The organism is Lacrimispora amygdalina (assembly GCF_003432035.1).
GTDB classification, from domain to species: domain Bacteria; phylum Bacillota; class Clostridia; order Lachnospirales; family Lachnospiraceae; genus Lacrimispora; species Lacrimispora amygdalina.
The window spans coordinates 14,178-33,417 of the sequence record NZ_QOHO01000095.1 but is presented as its reverse complement, the minus strand read 5'-3'; the positions used below and the strand labels follow the sequence as shown (position 1 = coordinate 33,417).

The 19,240-nt window shown below is 43.5% G+C and carries 19 protein-coding genes and 2 tRNA genes; 2 read left to right on the top strand and 19 right to left on the bottom strand.

The window, feature by feature from the left end:
• Positions 1 to 12: 12 nt before the first annotated feature.
• The 3 genes from DS742_RS24455 to DS742_RS24445 form a co-directional block, all read right to left on the bottom strand.
• The gene (locus DS742_RS24455; protein WP_117419547.1) at positions 13 to 858 is read right to left on the bottom strand and encodes an alpha/beta fold hydrolase; all 846 of its coding nucleotides are present in this window, start codon (positions 856 to 858) and stop codon (positions 13 to 15) included.
• Between the two features lie 102 nt (positions 859 to 960).
• Positions 961 to 1,320, bottom strand: a complete 360-nt coding sequence (locus DS742_RS29645; protein ID WP_278336097.1) for a MarR family winged helix-turn-helix transcriptional regulator — start codon at positions 1,318 to 1,320, stop codon at positions 961 to 963.
• A 163-nt stretch (positions 1,321 to 1,483) separates the two neighbouring features.
• Positions 1,484 to 1,569: transfer RNA gene (locus DS742_RS24445), tRNA-Leu, on the bottom strand.
• Positions 1,570 to 1,754: 185 nt separating this feature from the next.
• Here DS742_RS24445 and nox point away from each other — a divergent pair.
• Positions 1,755 to 3,089 (top strand): H2O-forming NADH oxidase, encoded by a 1,335-nt coding sequence (gene nox / locus DS742_RS24440; RefSeq protein WP_117419545.1) that lies wholly within the window; start codon positions 1,755 to 1,757, stop codon positions 3,087 to 3,089.
• Positions 3,090 to 3,197: 108 nt separating this feature from the next.
• On the opposite strand, the gene DS742_RS24435 is transcribed toward nox, so the two are convergent.
• The 12 genes from DS742_RS24435 to DS742_RS24380 all read right to left on the bottom strand — a co-directional run bounded on the left by DS742_RS24435 (position 3,198) and on the right by DS742_RS24380 (position 13,261).
• Positions 3,198 to 3,279, bottom strand: a tRNA-Tyr gene (locus DS742_RS24435).
• A gap of 90 nt (positions 3,280 to 3,369) precedes the next feature.
• A complete protein-coding gene (locus DS742_RS24430; protein WP_117419544.1) occupies positions 3,370 to 5,430 on the bottom strand; it encodes a glycoside hydrolase family 13 protein in 2,061 nt (686 codons plus the stop codon).
• 367 nt (positions 5,431 to 5,797) lie between these two features.
• Entirely contained in the window at positions 5,798 to 7,615 is a 1,818-nt protein-coding gene (gene ftsH / locus DS742_RS24425; protein ID WP_117419562.1) for an ATP-dependent zinc metalloprotease FtsH, read from the bottom strand.
• Between the two features lie 12 nt (positions 7,616 to 7,627).
• Positions 7,628 to 8,155: a hypoxanthine phosphoribosyltransferase gene (gene hpt, locus DS742_RS24420; protein ID WP_104433552.1), complete on the bottom strand. Its 528-nt coding sequence runs from the start codon at positions 8,153 to 8,155 to the stop codon at positions 7,628 to 7,630.
• Positions 8,148 to 9,524 carry a tRNA lysidine(34) synthetase TilS gene (gene tilS, locus DS742_RS24415; RefSeq protein ID WP_117419543.1) on the bottom strand — a complete coding sequence of 459 codons (1,377 nt, stop codon included), beginning with the start codon at positions 9,522 to 9,524 and terminating at the stop codon, positions 8,148 to 8,150. The genes hpt and tilS overlap by 8 nt, the downstream gene beginning before the upstream one ends.
• 74 nt (positions 9,525 to 9,598) lie before the next feature.
• On the bottom strand, positions 9,599 to 11,014 hold the full coding sequence (locus DS742_RS24410) for a SpoIIE family protein phosphatase (RefSeq protein WP_341457698.1): 1,416 nt from the start codon (positions 11,012 to 11,014) through the stop codon (positions 9,599 to 9,601).
• A gap of 154 nt (positions 11,015 to 11,168) precedes the next feature.
• Entirely contained in the window at positions 11,169 to 11,492 is a 324-nt protein-coding gene (locus DS742_RS24405; RefSeq protein ID WP_117419541.1) for a septum formation initiator family protein, read from the bottom strand.
• 17 nt (positions 11,493 to 11,509) lie between these two features.
• The gene (yabQ, locus tag DS742_RS24400; RefSeq protein ID WP_117419540.1) at positions 11,510 to 11,866 is read right to left on the bottom strand and encodes a spore cortex biosynthesis protein YabQ; all 357 of its coding nucleotides are present in this window, start codon (positions 11,864 to 11,866) and stop codon (positions 11,510 to 11,512) included.
• Between the two features lie 17 nt (positions 11,867 to 11,883).
• On the bottom strand, positions 11,884 to 12,168 hold the full coding sequence (gene yabP / locus DS742_RS24395; RefSeq protein ID WP_117419539.1) for a sporulation protein YabP: 285 nt from the start codon (positions 12,166 to 12,168) through the stop codon (positions 11,884 to 11,886).
• 90 nt (positions 12,169 to 12,258) lie between these two features.
• A complete protein-coding gene (locus DS742_RS24390; RefSeq protein ID WP_097005390.1) occupies positions 12,259 to 12,498 on the bottom strand; it encodes an RNA-binding S4 domain-containing protein in 240 nt (79 codons plus the stop codon).
• Between the two features lie 3 nt (positions 12,499 to 12,501).
• Entirely contained in the window at positions 12,502 to 12,804 is a 303-nt protein-coding gene (locus tag DS742_RS24385) for an HU family DNA-binding protein (protein ID WP_268875600.1), read from the bottom strand.
• A gap of 64 nt (positions 12,805 to 12,868) precedes the next feature.
• The gene (locus DS742_RS24380; RefSeq protein WP_117419538.1) at positions 12,869 to 13,261 is read right to left on the bottom strand and encodes a MazG nucleotide pyrophosphohydrolase domain-containing protein; all 393 of its coding nucleotides are present in this window, start codon (positions 13,259 to 13,261) and stop codon (positions 12,869 to 12,871) included.
• 156 nt (positions 13,262 to 13,417) lie between these two features.
• Here DS742_RS24380 and DS742_RS24375 point away from each other — a divergent pair, with 156 nt between their 5' ends.
• A complete protein-coding gene (locus DS742_RS24375; protein ID WP_117419537.1) occupies positions 13,418 to 14,398 on the top strand; it encodes a ComEC/Rec2 family competence protein in 981 nt (326 codons plus the stop codon).
• Positions 14,399 to 14,469: 71 nt separating this feature from the next.
• Here the strand turns inward: DS742_RS24375 and DS742_RS24370 are convergent, their stop codons facing one another.
• The 4 genes from DS742_RS24370 to mfd all read right to left on the bottom strand — a co-directional run bounded on the left by DS742_RS24370 (position 14,470) and on the right by mfd (position 19,231).
• Entirely contained in the window at positions 14,470 to 14,613 is a 144-nt protein-coding gene (locus tag DS742_RS24370; RefSeq protein WP_104433535.1) for an AE-binding protein, read from the bottom strand.
• Between the two features lie 12 nt (positions 14,614 to 14,625).
• Positions 14,626 to 15,174 carry a stage V sporulation protein T gene (gene spoVT, locus DS742_RS24365; RefSeq protein ID WP_117419536.1) on the bottom strand — a complete coding sequence of 183 codons (549 nt, stop codon included), beginning with the start codon at positions 15,172 to 15,174 and terminating at the stop codon, positions 14,626 to 14,628.
• Positions 15,175 to 15,363: 189 nt separating this feature from the next.
• Positions 15,364 to 15,549 carry a hypothetical protein gene (locus tag DS742_RS24360; protein WP_117419535.1) on the bottom strand — a complete coding sequence of 62 codons (186 nt, stop codon included), beginning with the start codon at positions 15,547 to 15,549 and terminating at the stop codon, positions 15,364 to 15,366.
• A gap of 145 nt (positions 15,550 to 15,694) precedes the next feature.
• Positions 15,695 to 19,231, bottom strand: a complete 3,537-nt coding sequence (gene mfd, locus DS742_RS24355) for a transcription-repair coupling factor (protein WP_117419534.1) — start codon at positions 19,229 to 19,231, stop codon at positions 15,695 to 15,697.
• Positions 19,232 to 19,240: the final 9 nt, after the last annotated feature.

Here is a 19,240-nt window from a genome sequence, read left to right as displayed (position 1 = left end):
CTGCAAATGAAATCAAAAATCATTGCCTGATATCAATGTATTTAAAAACTGGTCAAATATCCGATAAAATTCTTCTTTCTCTGCCAAATGAACATTGTGATTTGTATTGCTCATGGTATAAACAGTTGCATCCTTTAAGCATGCTTCCATATCCAGTAAATCCTGCTTTGTTACCGATTCTTCTCCTGCCGACTTTATAAGAAGAGTTTTGCAGGATATTTGAGGAAGCAGATCCAGCCAATCATATTCATTTGCCCTGTATGCCCCTAATGCCTGCTTTGAAAATAAAAAGCGGTATCCGGATTCATCTTCATATAAACTGTTGACGAAATACTCAGTTTCCAGTTCAGAGCCCGATGCCCTCTTTATACACTCCAAAGCTTCTCTTCTCGTGTCAAAAACCTCATTCCATTCTTTTGTAAAGGCATCGTATTCTTTTACCTGACTTGACAGAACCGGGATATGTCTTTTTGGTCCTTTTGCTGTTTTGTCGAGAATGGCTGCTGCCCGGATTTTATCAGGATATTTAGAAGCAATATAACCCACTATCCCTCCCCCCATGGAATGTCCAACAAGAATTGCCTGTTTTATTCCAAGCCTGTCCATCAGTTCCACCACATCTTCTCCCATCTCCTCATACGTGTAATACCCATCTGGTTTACTGCTTCGTCCATGTCCTCTTAAATCCGGTGCAATCACTCTGTATTTATCTGCGTAATGACTGAAAAAATCACTCCACGTTTCCGCTCTGCCATACATTCCATGAAGACAGATCATCACTGGTTTTTCTCCCTTCGTATCGTAGTAAAATAAATCCACTTTGCTTAAACCGGCTGTTTCCCTATAAATTTTTCCCATGATTTTTTCTCCTTTTTAATTAGTTTTATATAAAACTATTATGATGTAAAATATGATTCTTCGTAAATAATCCTGCTAAAACCATATTCTTTTTAAATATTTTTAAATATTATTAAAATTCTGGTTTATTTTATCCAGAGTCTGCATTAAGGCTTCCCGATCCTCTTTTGGGATATTCTGATAGACAGTATCAAACAAATTCTTTGAAATATCCTCAAACATGGGTTTTAAATCCGCTCCCTTTTGTGTAAGGGAAAGGTAGGTGATCCTGTTGTCTGCAGTATCCCGTTCTTTTTTAATATACCCAAGCCGGACCAGCTTCTCCACAAGTACGGTCACTGTGGATTTGTCTTTTTTAATCGAATCTGCCAGATCCTTCATCGTAATCCTTTCCATCTTGAGCAATGTGAAAATGATATCTCCATGAGAAGGTGCCAGTTCATATATTCCGTAATCTTCCATTTTTTTAATAATAAATTTATTAGCTTGTGTCCTGATTTTTGACAATACCGAAATAATATCTTGTTCTCTCATAGTTATATAATAGTTTTATATAAAATCATTGTCAAGTGAATTTTTCATAAAAAAAGCTGCTGTACCCAAAAGTACAACAGCCTTTTTCATATGCCGGCGACCGGAATCGAACCGGTACGGGAGGTAAGTCCCGCAGGATTTTAAGTCCTGTGCGTCTGCCAGTTCCGCCACGCCGGCAACAAATGCCGCCAATGCCTTAGCACTGAACAACATATCGATTATACAAAAAGTCACCTTTCTTGTCAACCATTTTCAACTGAATTTTACGTTGAAAAAAATAAATTATTATTATCAATAATAGTAATTGTTTTTATTTTAACGATATGTTATAATAAAAAAAAACCACTGAAGGAGGGTATTTTATGGAACGTATCGTAGTAATCGGAGCAAATCATGCAGGCACTGCTGCAATTAACACAATCTTAGACAATTATAAAGATAAAGAGGTAATTATATTTGATTCCAATAATAACATCAGTTTTTTAGGGTGCGGTATGGCTTTATGGATCGGCAACCAGATCACATCACCCGACGGACTGTTTTACTGCAGCAAAGAGATCTTTGAGCAAAAAGGGGCAAAGGTTTATTTAGAGACCATCGTATATCATGTTGATTTTGAGAAAAAGCTGGTATTCGCCACAGGAAAAGACGGACAGAGCTATCAGCAGCCTTATGACAAGCTGATTATTGCGTCCGGATCTCTTCCCATTTCACCTAACATTGAAGGCACAGATCTTGCCAATGTTCAATTTGTTAAATTATACCAGAATGCAAAGGAAGTCATAGATAAGCTTCATGAATCCATGATCCGAAATGTTGTGGTAGTTGGTGCGGGATACATCGGTGTGGAACTGGCAGAGGCATTTATCCGGATCGGCAAGAAGGTCACCCTGATCGACAATATGAGCACCTGCCTTTCCGGCTATTATGACCGTGAATTTACAGATATTATGTCCAAAAATTTAGAGAGCCATGGAATTAAGCTGGCCTATGAAGAAATGGTAACCAGCCTTAAGGGAAGCGGAAAAGTGGAAAAAGTCATAACTGATAAGAATGAATATGCGGCAGACATGGTAGTTCTTGGGATTGGTTTTAAGCCTAACAGCCAGCTGGGCAAAGATACTCTTAAGCTGTTTAAGAACGGAGCCTATCTGGTTAACAGGCATCAGGAGACAAGCATACCTGATGTTTATGCCATCGGAGACTGCGCCACTGTATTCGATAATTCCATTCAGGACACCAATTATATCGCTCTGGCCACCAATGCGGTCCGTTCCGGAATTGTAGCTGCTCATAATGCCTGCGGCACTCCTCTTGAATCCATCGGTGTTCAGGGATCCAATGGTATCTGCATCTGGAATCTTAAGATGGTATCTACCGGTATTACTCTGGAAAAAGCAAAAAAACTTGGCTATGATGCAGCTGCTGCCGATTATGAGGATACTCAGAAGCCGGCATTTATACAACATGACAATTATGATGTCAAGATCCGGATTGTATATGATAAAAAGACGCGAATCATCTTAGGCGCCCAGATGTGTTCCGAATACGATATCTCAATGGCAATTCACATGTTCTCTCTTGCCATTCAGGAGCAGGTGACGATTGACCGTTTAAAACTGACAGATATCTTTTTCCTTCCGCATTTTAATAAACCATATAATTACTTTACCATGGCAGCGCTTCAGGCAGAGTAAACGTTCATAGTATCTGGTTAGGAATGGGCAAAAAACAAAAATAAAGAAAAAATCGGTGTGTTCCAGTGAACACACCGATTTTTTCTTATATCACTTCCGCTACTGAAGTGGGTGGAGAAGGATTCGAACCTTCGAAATCGTCGATAACAGATTTACAGTCTGCCCCCTTTGGCCACTCGGGAATCCACCCATGCTTTATTAACAAGCGAGTGTTATTTTATCACAGAGAATAAAAAAAATCAAGGCATTTTTAAAAATTACATCAAAAAATGTACAACTTTTACTCTCTGTCGCCCACCAGTAAAACAGAACTCAACGGAGGCATTAATACTCTCACACTGCCCTGTTCAACCGCAAAAGTAATTTTCCCTACATTATAGCCGCTCTCATAAGTCAGCATAACCCTGGACATGGTCTCTCCATCCTTCATGCCCAGCTGCCAGACCGGAATTAAAATATCCTGCTCTGCTGTATGGTTGCTGACTGCAACTGCACAAATGCTGTCATTTATAAAACGACCGTATGCAATCAGATGATCCCCTGCCAGAAGAGGCTTTAATGAACCAAGGCACAGTGCCGGAATGGTCCGGTGCAGCTCAGTCATATATCTGTGAAACTCAATCAGTTCCAGATTCTCATTTCCCCATGGATAAGTTCTTCGATTATCCGGATCAGTCCAGCCGCAGACTCCTGCCTCATCCCCATAATAAATGGTGGGAGCTCCGGGCCATGTCATCTGGATCATTACACCTTCACGGAATATGCCATAACTGATCCCTTCTGAGGCCGCTGACGGTCCCTCTGTTGAAGTACGGCCTGTCTTCATACTGGTTCTTGTAAGAAACCGGGAATGATCATGGTTTGAAAGCTGATTCATAGCTGTTAAAACTGATCCCGTCATCATACGGCTCATATGGTAATTCATAGAGCGAAAGAAGGTCTCACCGTCCCCGAAAAGCCTTAGATTTTTTTCATCACTATGTTTTTCCATACCGGTTAAAAACCAGGAAACGGGCTCCATGAATGCGTCATAATTCATGACTGTATCCCATTCATCCCCCTGCAGCCAGGCAGATGGATCTCCATAATGCTCCGCAAGTACGATAGCATTGGGATTCGCAGCCTTTACCGCTTTTCTGAAATCCTTCCAGAACTTATGGTTAAACTGGCTGCTGTGGCCTAAATCCGCCGCCACATCAAGCCGCCATCCATCGGCGTTATAAGGCTCGGAAACCCACTTGGCGGCAATATCCAGGATATACCGGCAAAGAGTCTCAGAACCCTCATAATTAAGCTTCGGTAAAGTAGCATGCCCCCACCAGCCATCGTAAGAATCATTGTACGGCCACTGTCCATTAAAAAATTTAAAAAATGACTGGTAAGGGCTGTTCTCTGATTCAAATGCTCCCGGCTCATACTTTCCTGATAATTCATAAATCCGTTCTCCGTCAAGCCATTTGTGGAAGGAACCGCAGTGATTGAATACGCCGTCAAGAATCACCTTCATACCACGTTTGTGGATTTCCTCCATAAATCTGGCAAAAAACTCATTGCTGGCTTTTAAGTTCTCCTGATCAGTCGTACGGATCATATATCTGGTAGCCCCACGGTTATCGGAAGCCTCCCCTGTCAAGGTCTCCCCGCCGTCTTTCACTATTACGCCGTAATGAGGATCTATATAATCATAATCCTGGCAATCGTACTTGTGATTTGACGGTGAAACAAATATGGGATTTAAATAAATCACTTCTACGCCCAGATTTTCAAGATAGTCAAGTTTATCCCAAACTCCCTGTAAATCTCCGCCATAGAAACTGCCCACATCAAACTGGTCCGGGTATTTATCCCAGTCATCCACTGCCATAACTCTCCGGCCTATGTACAGATATTCATCACCAACTACATCATTGGAGGGATCTCCGTTACAAAAACGGTCCACGAAAATCTGATACATAACCGCACCCTTTGCCCAGTTTGGCGTAGAAAATCCCGGCACAATGGTAAACCATCCTGCATCCGGATACTGCCCCACAGGACCCAGACGGCTGTAATAGCAGATCTCATCTCCCTTTCTTACTGAAAAGCAATACTTTATTGGAATGCTTCCTGTCTTAAGCCTGTATTCGTAATAATCAAATAAATTGTCTGTATCTGTTTTAATCATGGCAGACCCCAAAGAACTGCCAGCTTCGATGTAGCTTACAACATCCGCATTATTTGCTGCTGTCCGGAAAAGAAGAACCACTTCGTCCCCTTCTTCAGGCTCCGAAGGAAACCGGAAGCTGTCAGTTTCATCGGTGAATAATGCATCTTTATTTAACGCCTCTGTCTGGAAGCACATATGTTCTTCATTTCCTTTCACGTCTACTCTATTACTATTTTATCTGATTGAATTCAAATATACAACCCCGCCTTTTCTAAATTGGGCATAAAAAACGGTCAGCGGGGTAGCTGACCGTTTTTCGGAGAAGGTATTTCGTTTCTTATGGGGTGTAGCAAAAACTATATAATGTATTGGGGGGGTTTACGTTTATTAATATACCACGCCTGAGAAAATAAGTGTGCACAAACATGTTTTTTTTATAACTGTTTTTTTATGCATTTTTTCTCCGGTCACTCACAGGCAACAAAAAAGCGCAGATACACCGGTAAAAACTTAGATATTTTACCGAATATCTGCACTTTCATCACAAATCAGAGTTTCTATATCAGACTTCTGCTTCAGCAGGAAACAGGCTTTCAAATTCTTTCTGGCCTATCTTTTCTTTTTCCATAAGCAATTTACAGCAGGCATGAAGAACATCTTCATGTTTTAAAATGATTTCCTTGGCCTTTATATAGCATTCATCAATGATTCGCTTCACTTCATTGTCTATGGTGTTGGCTACCTGGCCTCCGTAATTCTTGGTATGGGCCAGATCTCTTCCGATGAATACCTCATCACCGTCATTATCATAATTGATCATGCCCACCTGATCAGACATACCGTACTGGGTTACCATGGCTCTGGCAAGAGCCGTTGCCTGCTTGATATCCTGGGAAGCACCTGTAGTAATATCGCCGAAAATAATCTCTTCTGCAATCCGCCCCCCCAGATCTACCATAATATCCTGCAGCATCTTTCCTTTTGTGTTAAACATATGATCACTTTCCGGAAGAGGCATGGTATATCCGGCAGCACTGACTCCTGTAGGAATAATGGATATGGTATGAACCGGCCCTTCATCAGGAAGCAGATGGAAAAGGATCGCATGCCCTGCTTCGTGGTAGGCTGTGATCTTCTTCTCTTTTTCCGTAATAACCTTGCTTTTCTTTTCCGCACCAATTCCCACCTTTACAAAGGCTTTATCTATGTCAGACTGATTAATATACTTCTTACTGTGTCTTGCTGCATAAATAGCGGCTTCATTCATCAGGTTCTCTAAATCAGCCCCTGTAAAACCGGCTGTGGTCTGAGCAATTCTTCTTAAATCCACATCTTCTGCAAGAGGTTTTTCCTTGGAATGTACTACTAAGATTTCTTCTCTTCCCTTTACATCCGGTCTCCCTACGCTGACTTTACGGTCGAAGCGTCCTGGTCTTAGAATGGCCGGGTCCAGAATATCCACACGGTTGGTTGCTGCCATTACAATGATTCCTTCATTGATTCCAAAACCGTCCATCTCAACGAGAAGCTGGTTTAATGTCTGCTCCCTTTCATCATGGCCTCCGCCCATTCCGGTACCTCTGCGTCTTGCAACCGCGTCAATCTCATCGATGAAAATAATACAGGGAGCATGCTTTTTGCCCTCTTCAAACAAATCTCTCACACGGGAAGCACCCACACCGACAAACATCTCTACGAAATCCGAACCGGAAATCGAGAAAAACGGAACGCCCGCTTCTCCGGCTACTGCCTTTGCAAGAAGTGTCTTTCCTGTTCCGGGAGGTCCCACCAGAAGAATGCCCTTGGGAATGCGGGCTCCGACACCGGTATATTTCGAAGGATTCTTTAAGAAGTCCACAACTTCCTCCAGCTCCTCTTTTTCCTCTTCAAGTCCGGCTACCTTGCTGAAGTTTATTTTATTGGCATCTTTGGCAAGATGAGCCCGGCTCCTCCCAAAATTCATCATCTTGGCATTGGCGCTGCCGGCCCCAGCTCTGGCATTCATTAACATAAACAGAAAAACCAGGGCTACTGCTGTTAAAATAATGGGAAGGGTTATGACAAGAAACAGATTCTCTTTCTGGACTGCATCCACGGTATAGGTAATTCCATTCCGGTCCAGAAGATCCTGAATCTCAATCACATTGGATACATTGGCCTGTTTTGATGAACCATCAGCCATTGTCATCTCGATTCTGCCTGTTGGGGGCGGATCGTTCTGTCTGACTGTCGCTGAGGTTATGGTCCCATTGTCAATCGCCTGCATAAGTTCCTGGTTTGTTATGATTCCGCTCTTTTGGGGCAGTCTGCTGGCAAATAAAAGCATAATAGCCAGAAGGAGCAGAAATCCCAAGCCTTTAAATGGTTGCTGTTGTTTCAACATGCTGCCTCCTTATTGCTGTTCTATCACTCCAATATATGGCAAATTCCTGTATATCTGATCGTAGTCAAGACCATAACCGATAATAAATTCATCCGGCACGGTAAAGCAGGTATACTTCACTTCAACCTGTTTCTTTACGCGGCGTTCCGGCTTATCAAGCAGGGTACATAACTCAACACTGTTTGGATTTCTCTGTTTCAACACCTCGATTAAGTAAGAAAGAGTATTGCCGGAATCAATGATATCCTCCACAATCAATACATCCTTTCCTTCAATCGGGTCATCCAGATCCTTGATGATTTTCACAATTCCGCTTGATACGGTTCCGGATCCATAGCTGGAAACAGACATGAAGTCCATGGTTAACGGCAGACTGATCCGCTTTGCCAGCTCGCAGGTAAAGAAAACGCCTCCCTTTAAAATGCAAATCAGGTGAAGAGGTTTTCCCTCATAATCCCTGCTGATTTCTTCCGCTACTTCCTTAATTCTTGTTGCTATCTCTTCCTCTGATAACATCACACGTATCTTGTCATCCATTAACTTTTCCTCCGTCTAGCTGCATTTGTATTACTGTATGGGTATCATCTGTTATCTTATAGTATTCACTGATCCGGTATCCGATTACCCATAGGACATGGGAACCTTCCGCAACAAGAGGAATTTTTCCACGTTCTTCTCTGGGAACCTTGGCATCGATCAGATAGGACTTTAAAGTCTTTCTTCCGCCTCCGGCCAGTGTCATGTAATCTCCGGTTTCCCGATACCTCACAGAAAGTGCACATTTGATTTTATCATAATCAAACCATTTCGTATACCCGTTTTTGGGAATTTCCATGCCTTTTTTGTAGGAAAAAACAGAAAAATCCACATTTGGGAGACAAACATCCAGGTGGTTATCCACCAGATCTTCGACATTTTTCTTTTTTATCCACATTTCCTTTCCGGTTCTGGCTGCAATCAGTCCTCCGGGAAGGTCGATCTGCCTGTCTGCAGGGCCAAAAAGAAGCGCTGCCGCGCTTTCCACATGAATCATGGTAATGTCTTTCATGGACTGATTGACGTTGTTAATCATCTGCCGGATTACATAAGTCCTTATTATGTCATCCTCTGCCAGTAGTATTTCAGTACCAATTCCGCACTGAAAAACGGACCCGGATTCTTCTTTTTTCCATACTCCGTGCTTCTTTAAAAGGCTGCCTGCCTGTTTTTCCAGGTAAGCATCTGCTTTTGCTGCCATCATCCCGGCATGGACAATATTCTCTCCAGCCCTTGCATTTAACTGTTCTTTCACCTGTGGAATGATCACTCTTCTGATCCGGTTTCTGGCATATTCGATTCCGCTGTTGGTGGAATCCTCACAATAAGATATCCCTTTTTCCCTGAGATATGCAAGAATATCCTCTCTCCCGACACATAAAAGAGGGCGCACAATATTCTCTCTTAAAGGGCGCATTCCGCCCAGTCCTTTTAATCCGGTTCCCCGGAACAGATTATACAGTATGGTCTCTGCCTGGTCATCACCATGATGAGCTACTGCAATCTTTGTTCCCTCAAACCGCTGCCTTTCTTCTTCAAAAATCTCATATCTTAAATGCCTCCCTGCTTCTTCCACAGACATTCCATGCTCTTTTGCATAGCCTGCAGCATCTACATAAACACAGGAAAAGGGCACCCCCAGTTTTTCTGAGAGTTCCCCGGCATAATTACTGTCTCTGTCCGCTTCTTCTCCTCTTAAGCCATGATGAACATGTACTGCTTTTAAAGCCAGATCAAATTCCTGCTTCATTTCGTTTAAGACTACAAGAAGACAGACAGAATCGGCTCCTCCGGATAACGCCACAATCACGCGGTCTCCCCGGTCAAACAGCTGGTTCCGTCTGACATAATCTAAAATCGTTTTGTACATTCAGCCACCTTCCTTAGTTGATTTTCTCCCCTCTCTATCATAAATATACCCGTAAATCATGACAGTTGCAATTATTATTTTCGTTTCCATATTCCGGCTGTCAGCACGGTCATATCATCGGCTGCATTTTCCGTAAATGATCTCGCAAACAAAAGAATCCTGTCCGCCATATCCTGTGGATTCTTAATTGGCATTCCTGCAATGAATTCCTGCAGCATCAGCTCCTTGTCATCTGCAGGCAGTGCATCTAATACTCCGTCGCTTACCATAATTATCCGGTTATCGTCCCACAGCTTTTTGGATAAAAGCACTGGCTCTACCGGACTTAATATTCCCATGGGAACTTCACCGGCTTCTAAGCGCTCCACTCCTCTTTCGCTGCGGATATAGGTAGCTGCCGCTCCCAGCTTCATGGCTTCCATGATTCCGGTTTTTAAATCAATGCAGCATAAATCCAGCGTCGCCGGATGCTGGGATATTCCGGTAAGAAGAAGTACGGTATTCACCATTTTTAAGGCCGCCCGTGTGGAGAAACCTGCCTCCAGCAGTCTCTGTGTCAGTTCGATTACCTGCCTGCTCTCTTCCTCCGCAATTTTCCCGCTTCCCATACCGTCGGACAGACTCATGATTGCCTGTCCGGGCTGAACCTGTCCAAATGTATAGTTGTCTCCGGAAATCTCTTCACCGCTCTTAATGGCCTTTGCAGCACCATAGATAATCTGATAATCTCCCTTTTCAACAAAACGTATGGTATCTGCTGACCTGGTAACTAAAGTTCTACCATCAGGGGCAACGGTCCACTCCCCTTCCTCCATGGCATCCTCAAGAATCTCCGCCGCTTCCTTGACCGTGACGCAGCGCCCGTTTAAGGTCCTCATGGTAAGATAGGCTTCTCTCTGCTGATTCTCATATTCCAGAAGCAGCATTTTCTCTATCACAATGTGATTTTTACGGAATGCCCGTTTGATCTCATCCTCCCAGTCCGGAGTGATGTCAGTGGCATGCTCCACCTGATGGGAAAATTCCTCTAATATTACCGCCAGTTCTTTAAACTGGACAATAATTGCATCCCTGCTTTCCAGAAACCGGTTCTTCCATGCAAGATTCATGGTCGCCCGGCCAAGCCCCCTGTTTAGGTGAGCCAGATACTCATCCCTTCTTTTACAGCTTTCCAGAAAAAAACGGGGCATGTCCCCGTAATCTACGCTTCCCTTCTGTTCAAACGCACGAATTAAATACTGCAGATAATATTGGTTGTCCTGTTCCTTGCCGGGATATACAATACATTTGTTGCAGCCTGCGCATACCATTGCTGCAGCAGTCTCAAGCGCTGCAATCCCGTCTTCCTTTGTAAGTCCCTGTTCTGCGGACAGCTCATCTGTGCACGCTCTGGCAAGTTCTCCAAGCGAATTTGCCATATCGTTTAATCTCTTTGCCGTATATACATTCACATCAGCCATATCGTGATGTGCCGCCTTACGTCTGAACACAAAAATCCCTCCTGCCTGTATCATGCTTTAAACCATTATATACAGGGAGGAGGGAAATTTTTGTCAAAACAGCTGATTCAAATTTAAAATTGTACGACAGGTTTCCTCTATATTGTCCACGCTTTTTGGACATAAAGGGATACCCGCAGACTTTCTACTTCTTCTGCGACGGCTTTAATAGTATCTCATCGGGTTTCACAAGCCCCAGCTTCTGCTTTGCCACCTCTTCGATATACTGCTTCGTCTGGACATATACCCGGTATTCCTCCAGTTCTTTGGCACGGTTCTGCTCCTTGTCCACCTGCGCCTGAAGATTCTGCAGGCGAAACTGATATTCCAGTTCTTTTTCTTTGAGCGAAGCACCTTCGATCGTGACAATCACTGCGAGGCTGAACACCACAAAAGTGATCCCAATCAGAGTCATTCGGTTTCCCCATCTATCTTTTCTTTTTCTTCTTGACTTACCCATCTCGTTCATACAATCACCAGTTGTTTCTATTGCCGCCCTTTGGGGCGGATCCACTTATGTATTTTCATTTTAAGATATTTTTGAAGGTTTTTCAAGGTTTTTAAAAAAAACCTGCTGACCAGCCGGTCATATAAAAACATTCCAAGAAAAATCCCGGCTATGACATATCCTCTTAATCCTCCGTCATTTTGCTCATACAACAGGGAAAATGTCACCAGTGCGGCATAAACCCAGTAAATCATGTCCTCGATTCCCGTAAATACATAAGTATGAGGAATAAAAATACGGAAAATTCGCAGCAGGTCATATGTCATCATAAGCCCTGCACCTGTAAAAAAGCTGTAGAGCAGAAGTTTTACTTCATATACGATATGAACGCTCATATGACTCCCTCTGGATTTTATTTAAACAGCCTGGACAAAAGGGATTCCCCTGATCTGCGCAAAGCCTCGTTAGAGGAATAAATCAGGCTCTCTATGCTGCCGTTTAGATCCACTTCCCCTTTTTCCAGTGTTAACCGGCTGACATGAAGATCCTTGCCCTTTAAAGTCAGCAGACCCATATCAGTATCCAGTACCACCTGGTTTTCGTCGAAGGATACTACATCCCGTATTCCCGTCATCGTACTGGAAGCACGATTATCTATTGTCAGCCTGTGAGGGCGTGTGCTAATCTTTTCTTCCATAAAGAAAAACCTCCTAATATACCTGTCTAAAGTATATTAGGAGGCGAGCTCCATTATTCCTGAAATTAATCTTTTGTATCAAATGTAAGACTAAAGATAGCGATAAAGCTCTTTTGCCTCATCTTTTTTTACAGTTTCCGCGACATCAAGAACCTCTACCTTAACTGAACTGGTGCCAAAATGTATTTCAATCACATCGCCTTCCTTAATGTTCAAAGAAGCTTTTGCAGGTTTTTCATTCACAAGCACACGGCCTGCATCACAGGCTTCGTTTGCTACGGTTCTTCTCTTAATGATTCTGGAAACTTTCAGAAACTTATCAAGTCTCATGGATTATGCGTTCACCATATCCTTTAATGCCTTACCTGCTTTGAACTTTGGAGTCTTGGAAGCTGGAATGTTCATCACTTCACCGCTCTTAGGATTTCTGCCTTCTCTGGCAGCTCTCTCAGATACTTCGAATGTACCAAAGCCAACTAACTGGATTTTCTCGCCCTTAACTAATTCTTCAGATATTACATCTGTTAAAGCTTTTACTGCCTTTTCTGCATCCTTTTTGGACAGTTCTGCTTTCTCTGCTACTGCCGCGATTAACTCTGCTTTGTTCATTGATATCTTCCTCCTAGAATGTAGCACCAGGCTACTGATTTTCTCGTTGACACGATTACTATATCATTTATAGCTGTTTCTCCTGTTTTTGTCAAGGTTTTTTGCTCTTTTCACAGGCCTTCTCCTGCATTTTTATCGCTTTCCAGAGAGCCTCTCCCTCTTCCGGCGAAATCGCCTTTTTATCGCCAAAAACATGAGGATGCCTGCGGATCATTTTCTCACACACTCCATTCACCACATCGTCAATGGAAAAACTGTGGTTCTCTTTTGCAATCTGACTGTGTAGCATTACCTGGAATAGTACATCCCCCAGCTCCTCACAAAGGTTTTCCATATCCTTATTATCAATTGCACAGAATACCTCCCGGCTCTCTTCTTCCAGATGCTTTTTTAAGCTTTCATGAGTCTGCTCCCTGTCCCAGGGACAGCCTTCCTCCGACCGCAGTTTATTTGTAATATCTACTAAATCTTTAAAAGTATACATGGACGGAACCTCCTTTTTTCAGATTATAACACATGCCGGAGAAAACGGTAATCTGTTTCCATTTCTGACGTTTTTCTGACATTTGTCCCGCACCCCTGTTAAAAATTACTGGATTCTATTATAATAGGTGCTAGTTTAATAAAACCGGAGGTAATCATGAAACATTTTAGTATATGGAAAAAGATAGCAGCCTGCGTGCTGTTTATTAACATTGTGTTGAGCGCTTTTACACCTGAAATTATAACTCCCGGAAGGACCGCCGATGAATTAACAGCCGTTCGCATGGGCATTGGTCCCTCCTTAAATATTGGTCCCGGAAGCAAAATTTTTAACGGAGGAAGTCTTTCCCTTCTTGCAGACTATGACAACCGACAGATGCTTTCCATGGTTTTACAGGATAAAAACGGAGCACTGGTAGTCATCGACGGCGGCTGGGACATTGATGCGGATCATTTAAGCGATGTAATCCGTTCTAAAGGCGGACATGTATCAGCCTGGTTCATCACCCATCCCCACTCAGACCATATCGGAGCACTGGTTAAAATATTAAATAATCCGGACCGGAAGATTACCATTGACAATGTATATTATTCACTGGCAGACCAGTCCTGGTATGATAAGGTAGAATCCTCCCGGTCACAGCTTGTAAATGATTTACGCTCTGCTTTATCCACACTCCCCGCAGAGAGTCTTCATACGGTAAAAAAGGGAGATGAGATCCAGATCGGATCAATAAAAGCCAAGGTCCTTAACAACCCATACCTTCTGGACGTTACATCAGTTAATAACAGCTCTATGGCATATAAATTCTTCTTAAACAATGTCAGCATTCTTGTTTTGGGAGATATGGGACCTGAGGCAGGAAAACTTCTCTATGAAGAGGCGGGCGCAGCCGAATTAAAAAGCGATATTGTCCAGATGTCCCACCATGGACAATATGGTGTAAGCAGGGAAGTCTATGCTGCCATTAAGCCTCAGATTGCATTATGGCCCTGTCCGCTCTGGCTGTGGAATAATGATAACGGCGGAGGAATCGGAAGCGGAGACTGGAAGACCTTGGAGACAAGACAATGGATGGAAGAACTGGGTGTGAAGGTTAATTATTGTATTAAGGATGGAGACCAGACCATCTACTAATCCATATCCCATCAGCAAAACGGCAGCCAGATTAAAAAGTGGCTGCCGTTTTTAGCTGTGCTTGTGCTGGTTTAGTCCCCTCCGGGGCCATCCCGCCTTGGCCTTTCTGATTCTGGCAGAGGCTCTACATAAAAGCCATCTTTGTAGGGATCGGTATCTATCTCAGGGATATCGCCATCGCTGTAGTCGTCCTCTTCCGGCATAAAAATCCGCATATTCTCACCTCCTTATCCTTCCATCTGGCGTCCTAAAAATCCGGCTGCCGTAGTCGCCAGTTTTGTCTCCATATCACCAAAACGGGCTCTTGGTTCTCTGCTTAAAAGAGCAACTGCTCCAATGGCATCTCCTTCGCAGATAATCGGCGCCACAACCTGCGCCGTTATGCCTTCCAGGCTTTCCCCTGTCAGCGCTATAAATCCTTTATCATCCTTTCCAGCTACAACAACCGTACGCTCATTAATGATAGTCTCAAGCTGCTTGCTGATCGTCTTTTGAAGAAGTTCTTTTTTCGATCCGCCAGCCACTGCAATAATCTGATCACGGTCACTGATGCATACGGTCAGCCCTGTAGTCTGGGCCATGGCTTCCGCATACTGGGAAGCAAAAGCTGTAAGCTCCACCATTGGAGAATATTTTTTTAATATAATTTCGCCTTCCCTGTCTGTGAATATCTCAAGCGGAGTTCCTTCTCTGAGTCTGAGTGTTCTTCTGATCTCTTTTGGTATTACCACGCGTCCGAGATCATCAATTCGTCTTACAATACCAGTTGCTTTCATATTTAATATTCCTCCATCTTGTGCATTTTAATATCACTGATATTATTTTGCTTCGAATACACAAGATTATACTTAAGTCTGCCATTTTTCCCAAAATTTAAAATCAGGGCCAGACTTAAAAAAAAGTCGAACCCTGATTTTCAGTTAGTAAATTATGAAATTTAGGAAGAGGGATGTTCCATACCCAGATTAAAAATTACCTTGTCTGACACGATGGGGAACTTCTTTTGAAGAGGAAATATATGCCTCATGTGCCACTTTTGCCGCCGTGTTATCGGGGACAGGCGCCACAAACCTGTTTTCAAAAGAACCATAGCGCTGAATGGTTAATTCATCTGAAACTCGTTGGAGAAGATACATGCCTAAAACGTCCATAGCTACCACCTTTCTTCGAAACAAAATGTATTGAAGTAAGAAAGCATCCGGGACTTAATCCCATCTTCTACTATTATTATATCACATAATGCCAAAAAATCAACCAGACAAGCTGTATTTTTTTAGTTATATTTTATATTTTTCGCTATTTTTCAGATAATTTCACAATCTGCTTTAAGATGACCTCTGCCTGGCTTATCATTACATCTGTTGTTGCATTTTTCTTTCGGTCAAGGTAAGCAAACTTAGGCTCTTCTCCCATATGGAATTTCAAATCTCCCCGGTATTCTTCGATAATCTTTGGAATTCCTTCCACCTTCAGCTTTGCATTCCGGTACATGGTAAGCCGGATTTCCTGGCGGTTTATATTCACCTCCGTCACGTATGCACTGTGTGCAAGGGCCTTTAATGCTGCAACCTTAAGAAGATTCTCAACCGGCTTTGGCATCTCGCCGAAACGGTCCATCAGTTCATCCTGCATATCCATATGCTCATCTTCAGTCTCAATAGAAGAAATACGCTTATAAATATCAAGCTTCTGATATTCATTTTTAATATATGAGGTTGGAATATAGGCATCGATATCGCAGTCTACAACGGTTTCGTAGGTATCCTCTTCTTTTCTCTCCCCCTTCAGTTCCAGAACTGCCTGGTTTAGAAGTTTACAGTAAAGATCATATCCCACAGCTTCCATGTGACCGTGCTGTTCTGCACCCAGAACATTGCCTGCTCCCCTTATCTCCAGATCTCTCATGGCAATTTTGATACCTGAACCAAGTTCCGTGAATTCCCGGATTGCCTGAAGGCGTTTCTCTGCCTCTTCCTTCAGCATTTTATCCCGCTTATACATAAGAAATGCATATGCGGTACGGCTGGAACGGCCTACCCGGCCTCTTAGCTGGTAAAGCTGGGAAAGACCCATTCGGTCTGCATCCTGGATAATCATGGTATTGGCATTGGAAATATCAAGCCCTGTCTCAATAATCGTTGTGCATACCAGAACATCTATTTCCCCATTCACAAAATCAAACATGATCCGCTCCAGCTCATGCTCGTGCATCTGTCCGTGGGCAAATGTGACCACGGCCTCAGGAACCAGCTTAGCAATATGGTTTGCCACCTCATCGATATTGTTAACCCGGTTGTATACATAATAAACCTGTCCTCCCCTTGACAACTCCCTGTGAATTGCTTCCCGGACCATTTCGTCGTTATGCTCCATTACATAAGTCTGTATGGGCATTCGGTCAACCGGAGGCTCTTCCAGCACACTCATATCCCGGATTCCCACAAGGCTCATATGAAGCGTCCTGGGGATCGGGGTTGCCGTGAGGGTCAGAACATCAATATTTTCCTTTAACTGTTTGATCTTCTCCTTATGGGCTACTCCGAAACGCTGCTCTTCATCAATGATTAATAGTCCCAGATCTTTAAACTGTACATCTTTGGATAAAACCCGGTGGGTACCAACCACGATATCCACCATTCCTTTTCTTAAGTCTTCCACTGTTTTCTTAACCTGGGCAGAGGTCTTAAACCGGGACATTAAATCCACCCGTACCGGAAAGTCCTTCATTCTCTGCGCAAAGGTGTTATAATGCTGTTGAGCCAGAATAGTGGTGGGAACCAGATAGACAACCTGTTTGCCTTCCTGTACTGCTTTAAAAGCCGCCCTCAGAGCAATTTCTGTCTTGCCGTATCCCACATCTCCGCAGATTAGGCGGTCCATGATCCTGCCGCTTTCCATATCTGCTTTTGTGGATTCAATTGCATCCCACTGGTCCTCGGTCTCCTCGTAAGGAAACATCTCCTCAAATTCCTTCTGCCAGACTGTATCCTCGCCGTACCGGAATCCGTGTGTCTGCTGTCTAGCTGCATACAGCATAACCAGGTCTTTTGCAATCTCTTTTACAGCACCCTTTACTCTGGTTTTTGTTTTATTCCACTGGTCTCCTCCAAGGCGGTTGAGTTTTGGCTTCTTTGCTTCAGCACCGGCATATTTCTGGATTCCGTCAAGCCTTGTGGCAGGAAGGTACAGATTGCCGTTTTCCGCATATTCCACCTTTAAGTAATCCTTGATCACGCCATCCTGTTCAATCTTTTCAATTCCCCGGTAAATTCCCAGACCATGGTCTTCATGTACCACATAATCGCCTACGGAAAGGTCAGAGAAGTTCTGGATTCTGGTGCCTTCATACACCGTCTTTTTCCGTTTGCGCTTCTTCTTTTCCATGCCGAACATATCGCCTTCGGTAATGACCAGGAATTTAATCATGGGATATTCAAAGCCGCGGTGAATGCTGCCGTAAGTAACCAGGATCTCCCCTGGTTTTACCTCACGTTCCCCATCCTTGTCATCCGGATAGTACGCACGTAAATCATATTCCCTTAAATCACCGGCCAGGCGGCTGGCCCTGGTTCTGGAAGCGGATAGAAGAATGACCCGGTATCCTTCCCGTTTCCATCTGGTTAGATCCTTGATAAGCAGTTCGAAACTGTTCTGGTAGGAATTTACGTTCTTAACCTGAAAGCTGTAGCGGTTTTTTACCACAAAGCCTGACAGCTTCTGTTCCAGACCGGTTAAATAAACTCCTCTTTTCATCTGAATTCGGGCTAACATCTCTTTTGCCGGATAGAGAAGATTGGTCTGGCCCGGAAGGAGATATCCGTTTTCCAGCCGGTGAATCATACTTTCCCGAAATTCCATCTCAACGGTCTCTCCCTTTTCCTTAAGCCGCTCCGGCTCATCCAGAAAAAAAACCGTATTTTCAGGGGAAAAATAATCCAGGAAGGAAACACTTCCCTTGCAGAAATAATGAATATAGCCATCAAGTCCGTGCTGCTTCCAGCCCTCCTTTAAGCCTTCTATGAGTTCTGATACTATGGAACGGATCCTGGCTGCTTCCTCAATCTTTGACTGCGCCCTCAAATCCTTTTCATATTTTTTCAGCTCCTTTTGAAGTTCCTCCATGCCCTCATTAATCTGCTGGGATGTAAGAACCATTTCTGTCGCCGGATAAATGCAGATCTCATCAAGCTGCTCTATGGATCTCTGGCTTTCCAAATCAAAGGTTCGGATGGAGTCCACCTCATTGTCCCAAAGTTCAATTCGGACAGGAAGCTCTTCTGTTAACGGGAAAATGTCTATGATACCTCCGCGGATGGAAAACTGTCCCATTCCATCCACCTGGCCCATACGTTCATATCCCAGTTGTGTAAGCCGCTTCTTCCATAGTTCCACATCAATGATCTGACCGCTTTCAACGAAAAGCGCCTGTTTTTTCAAATCAGCCAGTGGCATGAGATGGTCCATTAAGCCGTCAAAGGTAGTTACCACCCAGCCGGAGGACTGTTCCATCAAATGACGGAAAACCGCCATTCTCTGCTTGGTAAGCAGGTTTCCATGGATATCCGCATTGAAAAACAGCAAGTCCCTTGCAGGATAAAGCCACGCGTTGGAATCGAAAAAGCGAAGGTCCTCATAGATCTCTCTTGCCCTGGTATCGTCATATGTCACTACCAGTTTGAGACCTTCCTGTTTTGCCGCTTCATACATCAGATGAACCTTCTGGGAATCCATACAGCCGCTTGCCATGACTGGTCCGGCTTTCTTAGCCAGATCAGAGCAAAGACCCTCAAAATCCTTCAGTTCCTTTAATGGTTTCTCAAATAGATCGTTCATGAAATCTCC